Here is a 19,476-nt window from a genome sequence, read left to right as displayed (position 1 = left end):
CCACCCTAGGCGTCGACCGGGACGGGTTCCTTCTTCCCCGCGTCCTTGCGGATTGTCGCGCTGATGACGGCGGCTACTGTGCACATCGCTGCGGCGCCGATCCATGCATAGGTGTAGTGGCCGGTAGTGTCGCGGATGTAACCAGCGAGCAACGCGGCAGCCGCGGCCCCGAGCTGGTGAGCCGCGAAGACCCAGCCGAACACCACCGAACCGTCCGCCCCGAACACTTTCCGGCAGATGGCCGCCGTCGGGGGCACAGTGGCAACCCAGTCCAGGCCATACACCACTACGAACAGGATCATGCTCGGTTGCACCGTGGAGCCCAAAAGCACGGGCAGCACCAGCAGCCCGACCCCGCGGAACTGGTAATACACAGCCAGGAGCACCTTGGGATTGAAGCGGTCCGTCAACCAACCGGAAGCAATGGTGCCCACGATGTCGAAGATCCCGACGACGGCCAGCAGGCCTGCCGCCGTGGTTTCCGGCATGCCGTGGTCGTGCGCCGAGGGAATGAAGTGGGTGCCGATCAGGCCATTGGTGGTGGCACCGCATATAGCAAAGCCGGCAACAAGGGCCCAGAAGGTGCGCACTTTGCTGGCGCGTTTGAGGACCTGCAGTGCCCGCACGGCCGCGTTGGGCGTCTTGGCGCCTTCGGTACCCTCTACCCCGGCGACGTCCGCGACCGGGGCGGCTTCCGCCGTCGTCGGCTGCTCTTCTTCGGCACCATAAGGTCGGACCCCGACGTCGGCCGGTGAGTTCTTGAGCCAGCGCAGCACGAGCGGCACCACCGCGAGCGCTCCGGCGGCGATCAGCAGCGAGGCGCCGCGCCAGCCCGGGCTCTGCGCAAGCACCGCGATGAAGGGCAGGAACACGAGCTGCCCGGCGGCGCTGCCCGCTGTCAGGATGCCGATCACCAGTCCGCGGTTCTTCGAGAACCACGTGTTGGCGATGGTGGCCGCGAAAACCAGGGCCATGGATCCGGTGCCTAGTCCGATCAGCACACCCCAGGTCAGCAGGATCTGCCAGGACTGGTTCACGAACACCGTCAGGGCGGAGCCGAGGCCGATCAGGCAGAGGGCAATCGAGGTGACAGTACGGATGCCGAAGCGTTCCATGAGCGCGGCAGCGAAGGGCGCCGTCAGGCCGAACAACACAAGGTTGATGCTGACGGCGAGCGACAGAACGGTTGTTGACCAGCCGAATTCCTGTTGCAGCGGCACCATAAGCACGCCGGGCGCTGCCCGGAATCCGGCTGCGCCGACAAGTGCCAGGAACGCGACGGCGGCCACCATCCAGGCGGGGTGGAGGCGCCGCTTCCGCGGGGTCTTGCCAGCGGAAAGTTTGGTCGGGTTGGGTGCGGTCATGCGGATGGCTCCGATTCGTTCGGGAGGTCGCGGCTGGTAGGAGCAGTGGCCAGGGCCAACGGGTGTTCCGACCGTGTGAGGCTATGCCAGCTGGTGTTGGCGGCGGTCAGGCGGGACCCGCAGTGGGAGCAAGTATCAGCCGACGCCGTCGGCAGTCCGCAACCGTTGTGGATCACGCGCATGTGGGCATTGTCGGCAGGGGCATCGAGATGTTTCTCGGACCACAGGATGATGGCGTTCAAGACAGGCAGGGCATCTTCGCCCTTGGGGGTCAGGACATACTCTTGGCGCGTGCGGGCGCCGTCCAGGTAGGGCCGCTGGGCAAGGAGGCCCGCTTCAACCAGCCAACCCAGTCTTTTGCTGAGGACGTTGTCCGCGATGTGGAGACGCGTCTTGATGGCGTCGAAGCGGCCGTTGCCGAAGAAGACCTCCCGCAGCACCAAGCTGCCCCAAGGGTCTCCGAGGATATCGAGGCCACGTGCCAGGCTGCACGTCCGCTCGGACCAATCGGATCGTAAAGGCATGGTTTGAGGTTAGCTGGCTTTTCTAAAGAAAGCTAGATTTCACCCGTCCGTGGCCATCAAGAGACCGCACGGTGGCCGGATGGTGTCCACGAATTTTACCGAGGGTTTATCCGGGGAGCCTAGATTCGCAGGGTCAACTCCTGCTTATGAAAGGCACTCTCTTCGATGTCAACGGACACCCCGCAAACGAAGAACCATTCCAACCCTGGAATCTCCCGACGAGGCTTCCTCGGCACCGTCGCCGCAGCCACAGCCCTCGCGGCCACAGGTTCCCTCCTGCCACCCTCGGTCCAGGCAGCCATGGCAAAGCCGGTCGCGCCCGGAAGCCTGCAGTCCATCAAGCATGTCATTGTGCTCATGCAGGAGAACCGCTCCTTCGATCACTACTTCGGCTCGTTGCGCGGCGTACGCGGCTACGCCGACAAGTCCATCACCCGGCTGCCCAACGGCCGCTCCGTGTTCGAACAGCCCCGGGCCACCGGCGAAACCGTCCTGCCGTTCTCTCTTCGCAAGGCTGCCGAGCTCGCCGGACGGCCGGATTCGGATATCCAGTACCTGAACGCATTGGACCACTCCTTCTCCGGCACTACCGCAGCGTGGAACCATGGCTGGTGCGACAAGTGGGTCCCGGCCAAGAGCGCCTCCACCATGACGTTCTACGAGCGCTCGGACATCCCCTTGCAGTACGAGCTCGCTGACACCTTCACCATTTGCGATGCCTACCACTGCTCCGTGAACGGCTCCACCAACCCCAACCGCAACTACCTCTGGAGCGGCACCACGGGGACCGAGCCCGGCAGCACCAAGCGGGCAGTGACCAACGCCGCCTACAGCTACGATCATGGCGGCTACGACTGGACCACCTACCCTGAGCGGCTGGAACAGGCCGGCGTCTCTTGGCAGATCTATCAGGATTGGGACAACTTCACGGACAACGCTGTCGAGTATTTCCAGGCGTTCAAGACGATCGGCCACAAGATGCTGGCGGCCGTGGACGGAAGCCTGCGCACCACGGAGGAGTTCTACGACAAACTCGCCGGCAAGACGCCCGCCGAGCAGGACCGGCTCCTGGCCCAGCTGGAACAAGGCCGTGCGCTACTGAGCGACGCCGAGAAGGCGCTCTTCGACAAAGGCATGCGCCGCGGCCGCCCGGACACCCTCTTGAAGCGGCTCAGCGCAGACATCAGCGCAGGTTCCCTGCCCCAGGTCAGCTGGTTGGTGCCCTCCGCCGCCGATTCCGAGCACCCCAGTTCCTCCACTCCGGTCGGAAGCGCCAACTTCGTCTACCGCCTGCTGGACACCGTTGCCAGCAACCCGGAGACCTGGGCCAGCACAGCCATCTTCCTGAATTTCGACGAGAACGACGGGTACTTCGACCATGTCCCACCGCCCGTACAGCCGCGCCCGGCGTCAGGCGAATCGACGGACTGGACCACCGCCCTGCCCGTCGGCCTCGGTCCCCGCGTCCCCATGACCGTCGTCTCGCCGTGGACGATTGGCGGCTTCGTGAGCTCCGAGATCTTCGACCACACTTCCGTGATCCGCTTCCTGGAACGTTGGACCGGCGTGCAGGAGCCGAACATTTCAGCGTGGCGTCGTGAGGTGTGCGGCGACTTGACCGGCGTCTTCAATTTCGATGCCGCGGGCACGCCGCCGGTCCTGGACCACCCGGGTCCCGTCCCGGCCAAGATTTCCCGTTGGCGTCCGAACCCGCCGGCCGTGCAGGTGGCGCCCATCCAGGAATCCGGAAGCCGACCGGCGCGCCCGCTCCCCTACCGGCCGCGCACGTCCGCTTCGGTGACGACCGGCGGCATCACGCTGTCGCTGGACAACAACGGCACGCAGTCTGCCCACTTCGCCGTCTACGGCTACGCGGGCGAGGTTACTGAGCCACGGCACCTCGATGTGAAGGGCCCGATGGACGTGCAGCTTCCGCTTTCCGCAGGTGCCTTCGACCTGATCATCACCGGCCCCAACCGTTACCAATACGAACTGAAGGGCTCGACGGCGGGGGCCGCGGCCGGCGTCGACATCACCGTCAACGGTCCCCGCGGCAAGAAGGAGGTGGAAATCGAGTTGCGCAACAACGGAGCCAAGACCGTCCAGCTCAACATCGCTGCCCTGCAGTACGCCGGGGATAAAGACCAGCAGGTCCTGAAGCCGGGCCAGAAGAAGAAGATCGGCTGGCAGACGCTCCAGGGCTGGTACGACGTCGAAATCACCTCGCCTGACGATTCCTCCTTCCGTCGCCGCCTCACGGGTCGCGAAGAAGACGGCCAGGCAGGTGTCTCCGGCTAAGGGAACTCCCTTCCTGACCATATTTGAACGCAGATCGGCCGGGACACGCCGCTGTAATGGCGTGTCCCGGCCGGTCCGTTAGTCAAAGAAGGTCAGGAATGGAGGGGCTTTCAGTCCGTGATGTTGCCGATCGCCTGCTCAAGGTCCGCAATCAGGTCTTCGACGTCCTCGATGCCGCAGGAAAGCCGGATCAGGTTCACCGGCACGGCCAGCTCCGTGCCCTTGACCGAAGCGTGCGTCATCTCCGAGGGGTAGTTCATGAGGGACTCGATGCCGCCCAGCGACTCGGCCAGCGTGAACACCTGGGTGGACTCCGCCACCTTGCGGGCCGCAGCCTCCCCGCCCTTGAACTGCACGGAAATCATGCCGCCGAATTTCTTCATTTGCTTGGCCGCGAGCTCGTGGCCCGGGTGGGAAGGCAGTCCCGGATACAGCACGGCTTCAACCTCGGGTCGCTCGAGCAACCATTCAGCGACTGCCTGCGCGTTCTCGCTGTGGCGGTCCATGCGCACGCCGAGTGTCTTGAGGCCGCGCGTCGTCAGGAACGCGTCCATGGGTCCCGATACGGCGCCGACGGCGAACTGCACAAAGCCGATTTTTTCGGCCAGTTCGGCGTCCTTGACCACGATCGCACCGCCCACGACGTCCGAGTGGCCGCCGATGTACTTGGTGGTCGAGTGGACCACGACGTCGGCACCCAGGGCGAGCGGGGTCTGCAAGTAGGGCGAAGCAAAGGTGTTGTCGACGACAAGGAGGGCACCGGCGTCGTGCGCCACTTTGGCGAGCGCCTCGATGTCAGTGATCTTCATCATCGGGTTGGAAGGAGTCTCCACCCAGACGATGCGGGTCTTGTTCGCCGCGACGGCCGCCGCAACGGCGTCAAGGTTGGACATGTCCACTGGTGTGTTGCCGATGCCCCACTCGCCGAGCACGCGGTTGATGAGCCTGTAGGTTCCGCCGTAGGCGTCGTTGCCCAGAACGATGTGGTCGCCGGGCCGCGCAACCGCACGGATCAGGGAGTCCTCCGCGGCAAGGCCCGAGCTGAAGCTGTAGGCATGGGCTCCGCCCTCGAGCGCGGCGAGCTGTTCCTGCAGCGCATCGCGGGTGGGGTTGGTGCCGCGGCCGTATTCGTAGCCGTCCCGCAAACCGCCTATGCCGTCCTGGGCATACGTCGAGCTGAAGTGCAGCGGCGGAACCACGGCGCCGGTGCGCGGTTCGAAGGCCTGGCCGGCGTGGACGGCACGCGTGTTGAATCCTGCTTCGTTTGCAGACATATGAACTCCTAGTGTCAGTTGCTCAGGTAGGCGAGAAGGTCGTGGCGGGTCAGGATGCCCACGGGAGCTCCGACGAAGGTCACCATGACGGTGTCGACGTCGGAAAGCAGCTCGCGTGCGGCGGAGATGGTTTCCAGGGAGCCGATCACGGGCAGGCGCTCCCCCATGTGCTCGGAGATCTTGTCGGTCAATTTCGCCTCGCCGCGGAACAGTTTGGTGGTCAGCGTGCGCTCATCGACGGCGCCGAGGACCTCGCCCATGACCACGGGTGGCTCCTGCGAGAGGACCGGGATGTGCGAGACCCCGAATTCGTTCATGATGTTGATGACATCGCGGACGGTCTCGTTGGGATGGATGTGGACGAGGTCCGGCATCTCGCCCGTCTTGGACTTCAGCACCTCGCCAACCGAGGCCTCCTCGCCGCCGGAGAGGAAACCGTAGGAGCGCATCCACTTGTCGTTGAAAATCTTCGCCAGGTAGCCGCGGCCGGAGTCCGGCAGGATCACGACGACGACGGCTTCCTCGCCAAGGTCTTTGGCCACCTGCAATGCGGCAACCACTGCCATGCCCGAGGACCCGCCCACCAGGAGGCCTTCCTCGCGGGCCAGTCGCCGGGTCATCTCGAAGGAGTCGGCGTCGCTCACGGCAATGACATCGTCCGGCACAGTCTTGTCGTAGTTGGCCGGCCACATGTCCTCGCCGACGCCCTCCACAAAGTAGGGCCGCCCTGTGCCGCCCGAGTAGACCGAGCCTGCCGGGTCTGCCCCGATGACCTTGACGCGGCCGCCGTCGGACTCCGGCCGGTTGGCGGACACGTCCTTGAGGTACCGCCCCGTACCGGTGATGGTGCCGCCCGTGCCAGCGCCGATCACAACGTGGGTGATCTTTCCGTCGGTATCACGCCAGATCTCAGGCCCGGTGGTTTCATAGTGGCTGCCGGGGGCGGCGGGGTTGGAGAACTGGTCCGGCTTGTAGGCTCCGGGGATTTCCGACACGAGCCGGTCGGAGACGCTGTAGTAGCTTTGCGGGCTGTCCGGGGCCACGGAGGTGGGAGTGACGACAACTTCGGCCCCGTACGCCTGAAGCACGGCGCGCTTGTCCTCGCCCACTTTGTCCGGGACAACGAAGATGCACTTGTAGCCCTTTTGCTGGGCCACCAGGGCAAGTCCGACGCCGGTGTTGCCGGAGGTGGGTTCCACGATGGTTCCGCCCGGCTTGAGCTTTCCGTCCCGCTCCGCTTCCTCGATCATCTTCACCGCGATCCGGTCCTTGATGGAGCCGCCGGGGTTCACATATTCGAGCTTCACCAAAATGGTGGCTTTGAGGTCCCCGGTCACGTGATTGAGCTTGATGAGCGGTGTATTGCCAATGAGGTCCAGGACGGACTGGGCGTACTTCATAGGTACCAAGTTACCGCTTGGTCGGGAGTGCTTCGGTGCAGACGGGGCCCCGGGCGATGGCGGGTATGCGCCTAGCCAAAGGATGGCCTTGCGGGGCAAGCTAGCGGGGACACCCTCCAAGGAAAGGACATGCACCATGGATTGGACCCTCGAAGTGGTTGTGCTCCCTGTGAGTGACATTGACCGTGCCATCGAGTTCTACCGCGACAAAGTGGGCTTCAACCTTGACCACAACACCACCAACGAGCACATGCACGTGGCCCAACTGACCCCACCGGGCTCCGGATGTTCGATCGTCGTCGGAGACCTGCCGGCGCAGAGCGAGATGGCGCCGGGTTCCATGCGAGGCCTTCAACTTGTGGTCGCCGATGCGCGCGCTGCGCGCGAAGAATTGCTGGGCCGGGGGGTCGAGGCCAGCGAAATCACCGTCTTTGACGCGCGCGACGGCGGCACGTTCTTCGGCTTCAGCGATCCGGACGGCAACACGTGGGCGGTGCAGGAACTCAAGGTCCGGGCAGAGAAGCCGTTGATCCCGGTGGAGGCCCGCGGGCGTTTCGGGGAATAGGACCTGGCCTAGAGCCGGCCCGGTTCCGGGCCGATTCCGGGGCGATTCCGGGGCGATTCCGGGGCGAATCCGGGGCGGTCCCGGCCCGATTCCGGGGCTTGTTTACGAGACCGCGGGCACAAGCCCCGGAATCAGAAACAAGCCCCGGGATCAGCGCGAACTGGCCCCGAGCAATCCGCTCACTCAGCTGGCGCAGGGCTACCTGCCGAAGAGTCGGTCTGCCAGAGGCCCAGGATGTTGCCTTCGGTGTCCTTGAAATAGGCGTAGTAGCCCATGCCCGGAACAGCGTCCTTGCCTTTGACCACCGAACCGCCCGCACTCTCGATCTGGCCAAGCGAAGCCTCGATGTCTTCGACGTCAACCGTGATGACGGGCGTCTTCAACTCTTCCGAGCGCGGGAACAGTGCACCATTGATAGCCCCCGGCGCGCTCGGCATACCGGTCTGCGGGTCCGAAGGCGTGGTGATTGCGATCGTGTAGTCCATCTCCTGCATGGGGTTAAGCATCCAGCCGAAGGCACCTTGGTAGAAAGTGTTGGCCCGCTCCTTGTCGTCCGCGGGGATTTCAAAATGCACAACACCGGCCATTGCGTTCTCCTGAGATTGTCATGGAAGGCGCAGACGCCCCGCGCCACACGTGGAGTCTAGTCTTGTGGGTTTCACGGCGTAAGGGCTTGGACGCCGCTCTTTTGGAGTCTTGTCGGACGAGCATGCGAACATGAATGAATGACCATCGTCGATGTCCCACCGGCCGCAGCGGCTGCGGCCGACGCCTCCGTGCGATGGCATCCCGACGGCCCTTTCGACCTTCTGCAGACCCTGGGAATCCTCATGCGCGGCAACGGCGATCCCTCGTTCGCGGCGCGGCAGGACGGTGTGTGGATGGCCTTCACGACGCCGGAGGGTCCGGCCACTTTGCGCCTCACCGCCGCGGGAACCGGCCAAGACACGCATGTCGATGCCCAAGCTTGGGGCTCCGGGTCGGGCTCCGCCATCGCCTCTGTTCCTGCACTGTTGGGAAACGGCGACGACTGGTCCGGCTTCGACGATGCTGCCTTCCATGCCACCCTTCCGCGGATGGTCAGGGAAGCCCGACGCCGGAACCCCGCCGTCCGTTTACCTACCACCGGCCGAGTGGTGGACTCCCTCGTGCCCACCATTCTTGAGCAAAAGGTCACCACTATCGAAGCCCGGCGGGGCTACCGCTACCTGATGTACCGGTACGGAACCGCAGCCCCCGGCGCTGGCCGCCTTTCGACGTCGAGCCTGCCGTCGGGCCTGCTCGTCGCACCAACCGCCATCCAGTGGTTGGCCATTCCTTCATGGGAGTGGCACAAGGCCGGCGTGGGTCCCCAACGTTCGGCAACCGTCATGCGGGCGCTGCGGTCCGCCGTCGCGCTTGAACGGCTCGCCTCGCTCAGCGCGGCCGAAGCCGGGGCCAAGATGCAGACCATTCCGGGCATTGGCATCTGGACGGCTGCCGAGGTTGTCCAGCGGACCCATGGCTGCCCGGATTCGATCGCGGTGGGCGACTACCATTTGGCCTCGTACGTCGGTTACGCACTCACGGGCAGGAAAACGGACGACGCCGGAATGATCGCCCTGCTGGAACCCTGGCGTGGGCACCGGCAGCGGGTAGTCCGCATGCTCGGGCTGAGCGGCTTTCGAAAGCCGACGTTCGGACCGCGGATGACCATCCAGGACCACCGAGGACACTAGCAACGCGGGGTCACTTACGGCCCAAGTTGCGGCCCGGCATGGGCCGTAAGTGACCCCGCGTTGGGAGTTTCGCCCGCTTGATCCGGACAATAAGGCCGGTGAACCCTTCGGCCAGGTCATCGGCGTTGGCCTTGAAGTAGGACCAGCCGGCGCTGGTGAAAGCCTCGTCCCTCCGGTTGTCCCTTGTCTGCCGTTCCCGAGCGAGATGCGGCGCACCGTCATACTGCACGGCGATCCGGAACCGCCGATACCCCAGGTCCGCGGACGGCGACCACGGATCGTCCGGATCGAGGCGGAGCTGCAATTCCGGTTCAGGCAATCGCGCATCCACCATGGCCAGCCGCAGGAAGGTCTCCGGAAACGAGTCTGCTCCGACCCGCATGTCTTCGAGGGCAAGCCGGGCCTTCTCCACGCCTTTCATGTTCGGATGCTGCCGGATCAGCAGGCGCAGCCCTTCCTTGTTGGCGTAGGGCTCCGTCCTTCCTTCAAAGCCGGGGCGTGGCATGCGGATCAATTGGTCGCCCATGGCAATCACGTACCGCAGCGGCAACTGATGCGCCAGATCAAGCCACGTACGGGATGGGGAAGACACCGGAATTCCGTCTATTTCCGTGACGTCGCCCGGGAGGACACGGACTCGGTGCCCCGTCACTCCGGTCCGGCGGACCCGGGGAAGCGCGTGGGGCTTGCTGAGGTGGACCGTCTCGCCGCCGCCGAGCCACGGCGGAAGGCCGAGCCGGGTCAGTACCGCGGCGCTTTCATGGGACACCCAGGCACCCGGTGTTGCCGCCGCGAGGACCCGTGCCCGTTCGGCAAACGCAAACTCATGACCCGCAGGCAAGTAAATCAGGCGGCCGCCGTCGGACAGATCCCTGGCCCGGAGCCGCTTTGGAGCGACGCCAAGCACACGGGATTCATAAACCGTGAAAGGACGGCTACTGAGTTCTTTCGGCAGCGGAATGATGCGGACCATGGGATCCAGTTTGGCCGCAAACCGACCCCGGCAAGGAGTTATCCACAGGCAGACTTCCAACCACAGCAACGCGGGGTCACTTACGGCCAAAGTTGCTGCCCGGCATGGGCCGTAAGTGACCCCGCGTTGGATCAGAGCTTAGAGTCCCAAGCGGGCGATCGCTTCTTCGCGCATATCGATCTTGCGCACCTTGCCGGACACCGTCATGGGGAAGCTCTCCCTGATGTCGACGTAGCGCGGGATCTTGTAGTGGGCCAGTTTGCCCCGGCAGAACTCCTGTACTCCATCCAGGTCCAGAGCTGCTCCCGGTTTGAGGATGATGCAGGCCATCAGCTCTTCGCCGTACTTGGCATCAGGAACCCCGATGACCTGGACGTCCTGGATGGCTGGATGCCGGTACAGGAATTCCTCGATTTCGCGGGGATACACGTTCTCTCCTCCGCGAATGACCATGTCCTTCATGCGGCCCTCGATCACGATGAAACCGTCCGGGTCCATCCGGGCAAGGTCGCCGGTGTGCATCCAGCCGTCGTCGTCGATAGCCTCGGCTGTCTTCTCCGGCTGGCCCCAATACCCGGCCATTACGGCGTAGCCCCGCGTACACAGTTCGCCTATCCCCCCGCGTTCCAGGGTTTCGCCGGTGCCTGGATCCACGATCTTGGACTCGAGCCGGGGCATGGTGCGCCCTACTGTCGTGGTCCTTTGATCCAGGGTGTCAGCCGCCAGGGTCATGGTGGACACGGGCGAAGTCTCGGTCATTCCGTAGCAAATGGCCACATCCCGCATGTTCATCTCGGAGATGACACGCTCCATGACCTCAATGGGGCACAGGGAGCCTGCCATGACGCCGGTACGCAGCGTGGAGAGGTCGTAGGAGGCGAAATCGGGCAGAGCCAACTCGGCGATGAACATGGTTGGCACCCCGTACAGCGAGGTCCCGCCAAAATCCTGCACGGCTTCCAGGGCGGCGGCCGGGGTGAATCCGCGGCCCGGAATGATGGTGGCTGCCCCGAAGCTCAGGGCGTTCAGGTTCCCGATGACCATGCCGAAACAGTGGTAGAACGGCACAGGCAAGACGACGCGGTCGCGTTCCGTGTATCCGAGCAGCCTGCCGATCTGGTTGCCGTTGTTGAGGATGTTGTGGTGGGTCAGCGTGGCGCCCTTGGGAAAGCCTGTGGTCCCCGAGGTGTACTGCAGATTGATCGGATCGTGCGGGTCCAGTTCCGCCATGCGAGCCATGAGCGTTGAGGGCGCGACGTCGTCTGCCCGCTTGAGCAGTTCGGCGTACGTCAGCTCGGCGTCAGTTTGCGGTTCGCCCGCGTTGAGCATGTCCAGTCCAAGATCGGGAAGGAACACCAGCTCCCGAAGCTCGGGGCAGTTGGCCAAGGCTTCCCGGGCCATGCCCACATAGTCGCTGTTCTTGTCCGCTGGCGCGGCCACCAGGATCCGCATGCCGTTTTGGCGGACCACAAATTCGAGTTCGTGGCTGCGGTACGCCGGATTGACGTTGACCAGGATCGCGCCGACCTTCGCCGTGGCGTACTGCAGGATGGTCCATTCGGCGCAGTTCGGGCTCCAGATGCCCACCCTGTCACCCTTGGCGACGCCCGTGGCAAGCAGCGCACGCGCGAGCCGGTCGACGTCGTCGTTCAGCTTTTCGTAGCTCCAGCGCCGAGCCTCATCGCCGGGCACCACGGCGGCTTCGATGAGCGCGTCCCGCAACGGAAACTGCGCCGCGACGCGTTCAAAGTTGGCGCCAATTGTCTCTTCAAGCAGCGGGACGTCAGTGTCCCCGGCTGTGTAGGAAAGCATGAACGCACGCTACCAACTCCACGGAGCCAAGAGAAGACTTTTGCTTGGAAGTCCTACAAAATATTTCGGGGCCTTGCCGGGCCAGCCGGTAATGTGAATCCCATGAGTGCACCCATTGACCTGCAGGCCACGTTCATTCCCAACGACGGCGAATTCTTCCGCGTCAAGCTCGCGCTGGAAATCGCGATCGACGAAGTGGTGAACGAACCCGGCTGCATCCGCTACGAGCTCACCGAAGCCAACGAGGACAAGCTGGTACTGACCGAGCAGTGGGCCTCCGAGGAACACCTCGACATCCACTCCAAGGGCATCGCCGTCCAGGACCTCAACGAGTCCCTCAGCGCGCTGCTGGCGGAGCCGGTGAAGCTCAAGCGCCTCTAGGAGTTTTCTGCGCGCTGCTTTGCGATGTGCGCGTGGACCTCATCCATGTCGAGCCCCTTGACGGCCTCGATGACCTGCTCCAGCTGGGGTCCATTCAATGCGCCCGGCTGGGAGAACACGAGGACCTTTTCGCGGAAGGCCATAAGCGTGGGGATCGAGGAGATACCGGCTTCGGCGGCAAGCTGCTGCTCGGCCTCGGTGTCCACCTTGGCGAAGAAGACATCGTCATGCTTCTCGGAAGCGGCCTGGTAGGTGGGGGCAAACTGCCTGCAAGGGCCGCACCACGCAGCCCAGAAATCCACCAAGACAATGTCATTGCCCTCGATGGTCGATGCGAACTGCTCGCCGGTGATGTCAACTGTAGCCATGCTTCCACGGTACGCGACCACGCCGTCTAAGTCGCTCTTGTTCGCTACCCGGCAAACCGGGAATAAACCACGACGGCGGGCGGCCGGGTTGGCGCCGCCCGGCACCTTCGGCTAGTGCCAGAAGTGCGGGGCGGTTTTGCGCGCGCCGGGGAGCGCGTTGTTCTCGCGCCACTCGTGGATCCATTCGGGAAGCTCGAGGTCCGCGGGAGGCCCGCCGAACTCGGCCAGGATTTCTTCCTGGCTCACGGGCCGGCCCTTGGCGACAAGCCGGGTGGCAATGTGCGCGCGGGCGTAGATCTCGCCGTCGACCACCATGCGTTGTTCAAAGTAGATCGCCTTGGAATCGAGCCCGATGATCTTGGACTCGATGGTGTATTGCTGCCAAAGCCGCAGCGACTTCCGGAACGCGATGGTCTCCCCCGCAGCCACGGGGCTCCAGCGGCGGCGGCGCATCTTTTGCCAGATCCCCGCGCGCACCATGAGGTCGAAGCGTCCAAGGTCCATCAGCGAGAAATACATGCCGTTATTAACATGCATTGCAATGTCAATGTCCGTGGGCAGCACCCGCATGGGCAACGAGGACGTACCCCAAACGCTGAGCCGGCTCCGCCTGGACGAGGTGAACAAGAGCAAGAGGGTTCGGAGAAGCAAATGCATAACCGCCATGTTACTCCGCAGTAACATTCCGTGACAGCCTCGTTTTGTGTGTCGCTACATGGCATGTCGTTTACCGCCGGTTCACGTGCCACCGGAAGAATGTCTGAAAACAAATTGCAGAAGGCATCAAGGAGATCCCGTGAGCACCACCCAAACCATCAGGGCACACGCAGATGTGTGGCCGGAACTGCCGCTCCACCAGGAGTTGGTGTTGCAGGACACCCGCGGCAACAGGATCATAGGCACCTTGGACGGCATGACCGATGATCGCAGCACGCTCTGGATCCAGTTGTCCGGAGGCCTGGGCCGGCAACTCGTGCACCACCAGGACGGATACTGGCTGGAGCCCGGCAGCGCGAGCTAACCGGACCTCTTCCGCATCCGTGACCACGCGCCGTCGTGGTCATCACCGCTCAAGCGCAGCCGCAGCTGCCGCGAACGATCATCCTGACACGGAGGACAATGGACTCGCTGCCGGTGGTCTCACCCGAGCTCCGCGCGATGAGCATGTCGGCTGCCAATCGACCGATGTCACTCATTGGTTGCCGAATGGTGGTGATGCTTGGTTGAGAGACGGCGCCAGCGACGACGCCATCGAACCCGGTGACCGCAACGTGGGCCGGAACGGAGACACCCAGGGTGGCCAATGCGTCCACGACTTCAAGCGCAACCAGATCTGAGGCACAGACGAACGCTTGCGGAAGGGAACCGGCGCCGCTCAAGCCTGCGAGATCCTGTGTGATCGTGGCGAGCGAATGGCTCAAGGGAGGCCGGGCGGCAATTCCCCGCCGCTGGAGTTCCTCGTTGAAGGAAAGCCGGCGTTCTTCGCTGTCGGCATTGGTCACCGACGAGACGAAGATGAAATCCGTCATGTTGTGCACGGAAATCAAGTGATCGGCGATCATAGCCATGCCGCCTGCATTGTCCGCGGTGATGTGGCAGTAGTCATCGGTGGTCCCGGCCGAGGCGAATTCAACCACCGGAATTCTCCTCGAGACGTGCGACAAGGTATCGGATGCCAGCCGTCGCGGGAAGACCGCCAGGCCATCCACGCGTCCTGCCATCTCGTTGATGATGTTCTCGCCGGTTTCATCCTGCCTGCCGCCCAGGATGAGCTCGAATCCGCGCCGCCAGCATTGCAATTCGAAGCCGCGCTGCACCTCGTCCAGGTACACAGGAAACAAGCGGAAATCGTCGTATGGCTCTCCCTGCAACAGGTGGCTCCCGGGCAGGGACTGCCCCGGAGCGACCCGACGGTCCGGCGCGTTCCACATGAAGTCATAGGCAAACAATCCCAAGGCACCCGTGCGGCCCCGCGCCAGGCTCCTCGCGCTGGCGTTGGGTACGTAACCAAGCCGTTTTGCGGCTGCCAGCACAATTTCCCGGGTGGATTCCTTGACGCGGTCAGGGTTCCGGAAGGTGAAGGAAACGGTGGCAGTCGAAACACCCGCGGCGGATGCTACGTCGTAAACAGTCGGGCTCTTGGCCATTGATGAGGGCTCCCTTGTGATGACGAATTTCGCTTATCCGGTCACGCGTCACTCTGGTATTCGGGGGTCTTCGCCTGTCCCTTCCAGCGCCGAAACATCGTACCCCGGCGGGATGGGCTCCGGCGGTACGCTTCACCGGTGGGCTCATAAGCGGGAGAGCACCGCGGCCACGCCGTCTTCATCAATCGAGGGAATGACCACGGAAGCGATGGCGCGGACTTCCTCGGGGGCCTGCCCCAGGGCAAAGCCCTGACCGGCAGCCCCGGCCCAGCGCAGCATTTCGATGTCGTTCCGGCCGTCCCCGAATGCGACGACGTCTGCACGTTCGACGCCGAGAAGCCGCCGCACCTGCTCCAGGGCTATCGCCTTGTTGACCCCCCGGGGAGCCATATCGAGCCATGCTGTCCGTCCGATGGAGTAAGTGACGTGGTCCAGGCCGAGAGTTTTCACGATGTCGAAGAATTCCGCCATCTCGGTATCAGGGGCAACAACCACCACCCGTGTTGCCTGCCCACCAAGGAGCTCGTCGAAACGGACCCGTCGCGAGTTCGGGTCATCGCCGGTCTCACTTGGAAGAATTTCCGTGTACAAGAAAGCTCGGTGCTCGTCCTCCACCGCATAGAGGGCATCGGGCAAGTGGGAGCGCACGGTGTTGAGCGCGGACGTGGGATCGAAGGTCACGACGAACTCCTTGCGGTAGTTCTGTTCCATCGATTCGTCCCGCCGGATAATGATGGCCCCGTTGGAGCAAACGACATATTCGGGCGATATACCGAGGTGGTCCAGGACTCCGATCACGCTCGCAACGGGACGGCCCGTCGCGAGCGTGATCTCATCTCCCGAGGCGGCAATCCTCCGGACCTGTTCAATGACTGCCTCACTGATGCGTCCATCGTCGTGCATGATGGTGCCGTCAACGTCGAGAGCGACAAGACGGCGCTTCGTTTCCAGAGTTGTAGTGGTCATTGGACGCTAACCGGGGCCTTTCTCCTCGTGTGCTTGCACAACGCGCCTTAAAGGGTGTTCTAGAGGGTGGTTTTGCCGTTGAAGGCCTTGGCGATGTACGACAAGTCCACGATTCCTTTGACGTCTGCCGGCACGGGCGTCTGTCCTGCCGCCTTCATCGCGGGGAGCATTTTCGTCTCAAGCAGCGCGGTATCCATGTTGAGGAGACCATGTGTCTTCGTGAAAGCGGACTGGATCAAGGGTGCCTGAAGCTCGTTCTGGCGGATCTGCTGCTTAAGATCGAGCCCGAGGTCGGAGCCATACTTGTCGACACACAGCTTCGCCGCGATGGACGGGTCGGCCACGTTGTCCTGCCATCCCCTGATGCTGGCGCGGAGGAACTTGACGATTGCATCCCCGTTCGCGCTGGCGAACTTCCCGGTAGTCACGATGACATCTGCATAGGAGGGAAGTCCCAGCTCGCTGTAGGTAACGGTTACGTAGTCCTTGTCCTTGACGAGCCCGAACTGGGTCTCGAGGGTGGTGGGTTGGTTAGTGACGTAGCAGGTGTAGGCATCGCCCTGGCCGTCTACGAGGGGCGAGGGATCAAACCCGGCCGGGATGAGCTTGTAGGTAGCTGGGGGCAGGCCGGCGAGCTCGAGGATGGCGTCCAGGTAGGGTTGGGTTCCGCCCTGCCCCAGAACCTTTGCCACAGCGAGGTCCTTGGGCGTCTTCACGGGCTTCTTGGTCAGGGACACGATTCCGCCAGGACTGTCCTGGAAGACTGCGCCGATGATCTTCAGGTCGTTGCCCTTTGCCGCCGCGACAATCGTGTCGCTCATGGACGGCGAGAGCCCAATCTCGGCGTTCCCTGCCGCGAGGCTCTGCGCCGCTGATGGCGCGTTTGCTCCGCCGGGGAGGAACTCAATTTCGAGGCCCTCGTCCCTGTAGTAGCCGCGGTCATCGGCAATGAAGTAGCCGCCGAATTCAACATTCGACACCCACCCGAGGGTTATGCGCAGCTTCGTGGGCGACGCCGTCGCGGACGACGCCGGGCTGCTTCCGCTGCAAGACGTCAAGGCGCCTGCCGCTGCGAGGGCACCGAGGCCAAGACCAGCACCGAGGAGGTCTCGGCGCGAAAATTGGGAGCGGTTGTTCATGGTGGAATCTCCTGCTCGAAAGTGGGGGTTCGAAAGTGGTTGTGGGAGTAAATCGTGAGTGTCGGGGGCTATTTGAATCTCACGGAAACGCGGTCTTCCAGCGCCTTGGTGAGCGCGAAGACGATGATTGACGCGACGGACGTGATGCAGGCGATGGCCCAGACGGTCACGGTGTCGCTCCGGACAATCGAATCGGTAATCAGCTGTCCGAGTCCGCCGATGGAGAGCAAGTACTGTGCAAGGATCACTGCGCCGATGGAAAAGGGTGCCGTCATCCGGATGGCCGCGAGCAGGCCGGGCACCGCCTGGGGCAGCAGGAGCCGGACAAGAGTGCTCCGGCGGCTGGCGCCGAAGACGTGGAAGACATCCTCGGATGAGCCGTTCGCCTGCCGGAGCCTGCCAAGGACCAGAACAAAGGTGGGAAAGAACGAAAGCAGCATAACGATGACGATGATCGTGTTTTCGTTGTAGCCAACCAGCCGCCCGATCACGGGAAGCATCGCAACCACCGGGATGGCGTGAAAGACGCTGGTGGTGGGAGTGATGAGTCCGTCCAGGATGGACGAGTACCACACCAGGATCGCAAGGCCCGAGCCAACCACTAGGCCGAGAACCGTGCCCGGGACGGCGAGTGCGAGGGTGATGAGGGTCGGCTCGGCAAACGTCTGCGGATTGTTGAAGATGTGGGCCGCAACGCTCAGCGGACGGGGAAGGAGAAGATCCGTGTAGCCGTTGAGGACCGCGACGAGTTCCCAGAGCAGCAGCAACCCGATGATCGGCCAACCCAGCGCGAGGATCCGGCCGAGTGATGCCCTAGCCGCAGGGAAGAGTCCTTTGCGTCGTCGGACTCCGGGGCCCGGTACGGATGCGATACGGGTAGCGAGAACTGAAGATTCCTTCGTCACACGAACCTCTTTCCGACCATCTTTTGAAGGGCCACCATGGCGTAGAACGCGGTCAGCGACACGAGCGCGGCGGTGAGGGCTACGACGAAAAGCATCTTGACTTGGAAGTTCTGCATCGAGCTGATCATCAGCACGCCCAGGCCGGTGGGAGCGCCGAACCATTCTCCGAGAACGGCACCGAGGACAGCCCCGGAGCTGGCGAGGGTGAGGCCTCCGAGCAGGCTCGGCACGGCGCTGGGCAGGCTAAGCCGGATGATGTGCTGGAGGCGGGAAGCTCCCGAGACCCTGAACAGGTCCGAATGGGCTGCGGAGACCGCCAACAGTCCCGACGCGGTTGCAACGAACATCGCGAAACCCGAGCCCAGCGCCGCGGTAAGCACCGACATTCCTTGGGGACCGACGAGAGCGATAAGCAGCGGCGCGAGCGCGACGAGCGGGATGGTGTTCAGAATCGAAGCGGTCTGGTCCAGGCCCGCGCGCAGGGGAGGGAGAAGGTACCCGAGGAAGCCCACTGCCATGCCGACGAGTGATCCGGTGACCAGTCCGATTCCTGCCGAAGCCAGGGTGGCGCCAAGGGCACGAAACAGGAGAGAGCTGGAGAGCTTGGACCCGAGGACAGACCAGACGGCGTCGATAGGTGCCGGCCAGGCCTTTCCTGCAAGACAAAGTCTGCCGATAACCTCCGAAACGAGGATCAGGGTGAGTGCGCCGAGGATCCCGAGAACGATCTTCTTTGTCTGGGGCCTCATGAGGCGTCCAGCATTCGCGTCAGCCGGTCGACGACGTGATGGAACTCCGCTGTCCGTTCGAGTCCCTCGGTCCGGGCGGTGTCGAAGGACAGGACTTCGTCGTGCCGGACTCGTCCCGGGTTGGCGGCGAGAACCACCACGCGCTGTGCGAGGAAGACCGCCTCTTCGACATCGTGCGTGACAAGCACGGTAGTGGTGCGTTCCTCGTCCCAGATCCGTGCCAACTCAAGGTTCATCCTGCGCCGGGTGACGGCGTCCAGGGCCCCGAAGGGTTCGTCGAGCAAAAGCACATCCGGTTTCAGGATGAGGGACCTGGCAATCGAGGCGCGCTGCCGCATTCCACCAGAGAGCTGACGGGGGTGGGCATCCCGGAAATCGGCCAGGCCGACTAGTTCGAGCAGTTCCTGGATGCGGGCTGAGTCCACGGGGCGTTTGGCCAGTTGATAGGGAAGTGAGACGTTCTGGTAGACAGTCAGCCAAGGAAGAAGCGCGTGATCCTGGAAAGCTACACCGAGCCTGTGCTCGTTCACGAGCTCCTGCGGCCCGCGACCATTGACGGCCAAGCTGCCTGCGGAAGGCTGTTCCAAGCCGGCGATCATGCGGAGAATGGTCGACTTTCCACACCCCGAGGGACCGAGCAAGGCGAGGAATTCGCCTTGCCCGACCTCGAGGGTGACGTCCTTGAGCGCGGTGTACGTGTACCGCTTCTTAAGGGGGAAAGTCTTTTCAACGCGGTCGAGCGATATGCCTGTTGCACTCATGACCGGTCCCTTTCGATTGCGCGGCGCATGCCGCGGTTCGGACAAAATTCTGGATTGGTAGATGCGGCCGGAGGATCAGAAGACTCCGGCGGTGGCATTGTTATGCGCTTAGATTTCGGATCCAAAAAAATG

The 19,476-nt window shown here is 63.5% G+C and carries 20 protein-coding genes; 5 read left to right on the top strand and 15 right to left on the bottom strand.

Going from position 1 to position 19,476, the window contains the following annotated elements:
- Nucleotides 1-5: 5 nt before the first annotated feature.
- Both QRN59_RS14740 and QRN59_RS14735 read right to left on the bottom strand, forming a co-directional pair.
- On the bottom strand, nucleotides 6-1,364 hold the full coding sequence (locus QRN59_RS14740) for an MFS transporter (RefSeq protein ID WP_284983248.1): 1,359 nt from the start codon (nucleotides 1,362-1,364) through the stop codon (nucleotides 6-8).
- Complete coding sequence (locus QRN59_RS14735; protein WP_284983247.1) at nucleotides 1,361-1,888, bottom strand: winged helix-turn-helix transcriptional regulator; 528 nt, start codon at nucleotides 1,886-1,888, stop codon at nucleotides 1,361-1,363. The genes QRN59_RS14740 and QRN59_RS14735 overlap by 4 nt, the downstream gene beginning before the upstream one ends.
- Nucleotides 1,889-2,053: 165 nt before the next feature.
- Between QRN59_RS14735 and QRN59_RS14730 the strand changes: the two genes are divergently transcribed.
- Nucleotides 2,054-4,186: a phosphocholine-specific phospholipase C gene (locus tag QRN59_RS14730; protein ID WP_284983246.1), complete on the top strand. Its 2,133-nt coding sequence runs from the start codon at nucleotides 2,054-2,056 to the stop codon at nucleotides 4,184-4,186.
- A 110-nt stretch (nucleotides 4,187-4,296) separates the two neighbouring features.
- Here the strand turns inward: QRN59_RS14730 and QRN59_RS14725 are convergent, their stop codons facing one another.
- Together QRN59_RS14725 and QRN59_RS14720 are read right to left on the bottom strand one after the other, a co-directional pair.
- Nucleotides 4,297-5,460: a cystathionine gamma-synthase gene (locus QRN59_RS14725; protein ID WP_284983245.1), complete on the bottom strand. Its 1,164-nt coding sequence runs from the start codon at nucleotides 5,458-5,460 to the stop codon at nucleotides 4,297-4,299.
- A gap of 14 nt (nucleotides 5,461-5,474) precedes the next feature.
- Nucleotides 5,475-6,860, bottom strand: coding sequence for a cystathionine beta-synthase (locus QRN59_RS14720; RefSeq protein WP_284983244.1), 1,386 nt, complete (start codon nucleotides 6,858-6,860; stop codon nucleotides 5,475-5,477).
- 136 nt (nucleotides 6,861-6,996) lie between these two features.
- Here QRN59_RS14720 and QRN59_RS14715 point away from each other — a divergent pair, with 136 nt between their 5' ends.
- Nucleotides 6,997-7,425, top strand: a complete 429-nt coding sequence (locus QRN59_RS14715) for a VOC family protein (protein WP_284983243.1) — start codon at nucleotides 6,997-6,999, stop codon at nucleotides 7,423-7,425.
- Nucleotides 7,426-7,604: 179 nt separating this feature from the next.
- Here the strand turns inward: QRN59_RS14715 and QRN59_RS14710 are convergent, their stop codons facing one another.
- Complete coding sequence (locus QRN59_RS14710) at nucleotides 7,605-8,012, bottom strand: VOC family protein (protein ID WP_284983242.1); 408 nt, start codon at nucleotides 8,010-8,012, stop codon at nucleotides 7,605-7,607.
- A 138-nt stretch (nucleotides 8,013-8,150) separates the two neighbouring features.
- Here QRN59_RS14710 and QRN59_RS14705 point away from each other — a divergent pair, with 138 nt between their 5' ends.
- The gene (locus QRN59_RS14705; protein ID WP_284983241.1) at nucleotides 8,151-9,143 is read left to right on the top strand and encodes a DNA-3-methyladenine glycosylase family protein; all 993 of its coding nucleotides are present in this window, start codon (nucleotides 8,151-8,153) and stop codon (nucleotides 9,141-9,143) included.
- Nucleotides 9,144-9,153: 10 nt separating this feature from the next.
- Here the strand turns inward: QRN59_RS14705 and QRN59_RS14700 are convergent, their stop codons facing one another.
- Both QRN59_RS14700 and QRN59_RS14695 read right to left on the bottom strand, forming a co-directional pair.
- The gene (locus QRN59_RS14700) at nucleotides 9,154-10,116 is read right to left on the bottom strand and encodes a hypothetical protein (RefSeq protein WP_284983240.1); all 963 of its coding nucleotides are present in this window, start codon (nucleotides 10,114-10,116) and stop codon (nucleotides 9,154-9,156) included.
- 138 nt (nucleotides 10,117-10,254) lie between these two features.
- Nucleotides 10,255-11,928, bottom strand: coding sequence for an AMP-binding protein (locus tag QRN59_RS14695; protein WP_284983239.1), 1,674 nt, complete (start codon nucleotides 11,926-11,928; stop codon nucleotides 10,255-10,257).
- 102 nt (nucleotides 11,929-12,030) lie between these two features.
- Here QRN59_RS14695 and QRN59_RS14690 point away from each other — a divergent pair, with 102 nt between their 5' ends.
- Nucleotides 12,031-12,309 (top strand): putative quinol monooxygenase, encoded by a 279-nt coding sequence (locus tag QRN59_RS14690; RefSeq protein WP_284983238.1) that lies wholly within the window; start codon nucleotides 12,031-12,033, stop codon nucleotides 12,307-12,309.
- Here the strand turns inward: QRN59_RS14690 and QRN59_RS14685 are convergent.
- Nucleotides 12,306-12,677: a thioredoxin family protein gene (locus tag QRN59_RS14685; RefSeq protein ID WP_059387274.1), complete on the bottom strand. Its 372-nt coding sequence runs from the start codon at nucleotides 12,675-12,677 to the stop codon at nucleotides 12,306-12,308. The genes QRN59_RS14690 and QRN59_RS14685 overlap by 4 nt on opposite strands.
- Before the next feature lie 111 nt (nucleotides 12,678-12,788).
- The gene (locus tag QRN59_RS14680) at nucleotides 12,789-13,334 is read right to left on the bottom strand and encodes an acyl-CoA thioesterase (RefSeq protein WP_284983237.1); all 546 of its coding nucleotides are present in this window, start codon (nucleotides 13,332-13,334) and stop codon (nucleotides 12,789-12,791) included.
- A 139-nt stretch (nucleotides 13,335-13,473) separates the two neighbouring features.
- Between QRN59_RS14680 and QRN59_RS14675 the strand changes: the two genes are divergently transcribed.
- On the top strand, nucleotides 13,474-13,698 hold the full coding sequence (locus tag QRN59_RS14675) for a hypothetical protein (protein ID WP_284983236.1): 225 nt from the start codon (nucleotides 13,474-13,476) through the stop codon (nucleotides 13,696-13,698).
- Between the two features lie 49 nt (nucleotides 13,699-13,747).
- Here the strand turns inward: QRN59_RS14675 and QRN59_RS14670 are convergent, their stop codons facing one another.
- The 6 genes from QRN59_RS14670 to QRN59_RS14645 form a co-directional block, all read right to left on the bottom strand.
- Nucleotides 13,748-14,824: a LacI family DNA-binding transcriptional regulator gene (locus tag QRN59_RS14670; RefSeq protein WP_284983235.1), complete on the bottom strand. Its 1,077-nt coding sequence runs from the start codon at nucleotides 14,822-14,824 to the stop codon at nucleotides 13,748-13,750.
- A gap of 144 nt (nucleotides 14,825-14,968) precedes the next feature.
- A complete protein-coding gene (locus QRN59_RS14665) occupies nucleotides 14,969-15,790 on the bottom strand; it encodes an HAD family hydrolase (RefSeq protein ID WP_284983234.1) in 822 nt (273 codons plus the stop codon).
- Between the two features lie 59 nt (nucleotides 15,791-15,849).
- A complete protein-coding gene (locus tag QRN59_RS14660) occupies nucleotides 15,850-16,929 on the bottom strand; it encodes an ABC transporter substrate-binding protein (protein ID WP_284983233.1) in 1,080 nt (359 codons plus the stop codon).
- A gap of 68 nt (nucleotides 16,930-16,997) precedes the next feature.
- On the bottom strand, nucleotides 16,998-17,834 hold the full coding sequence (locus QRN59_RS14655; RefSeq protein ID WP_284983232.1) for an ABC transporter permease: 837 nt from the start codon (nucleotides 17,832-17,834) through the stop codon (nucleotides 16,998-17,000).
- Nucleotides 17,831-18,583, bottom strand: a complete 753-nt coding sequence (locus QRN59_RS14650; RefSeq protein ID WP_284983231.1) for an ABC transporter permease — start codon at nucleotides 18,581-18,583, stop codon at nucleotides 17,831-17,833. Before QRN59_RS14650 ends, QRN59_RS14655 begins: the two co-directional genes overlap by 4 nt.
- On the bottom strand, nucleotides 18,580-19,344 hold the full coding sequence (locus tag QRN59_RS14645; protein ID WP_284983230.1) for an ABC transporter ATP-binding protein: 765 nt from the start codon (nucleotides 19,342-19,344) through the stop codon (nucleotides 18,580-18,582). Before QRN59_RS14645 ends, QRN59_RS14650 begins: the two co-directional genes overlap by 4 nt.
- Between the last annotated feature and the right edge of the window lie 132 nt (nucleotides 19,345-19,476).

Source organism: Arthrobacter sp. efr-133-TYG-118 (assembly GCF_030209755.1).
Classification (GTDB): Bacteria; Actinomycetota; Actinomycetes; order Actinomycetales; family Micrococcaceae; genus Arthrobacter.
This window is presented reverse-complemented; position numbering and strand designations above follow the sequence as displayed.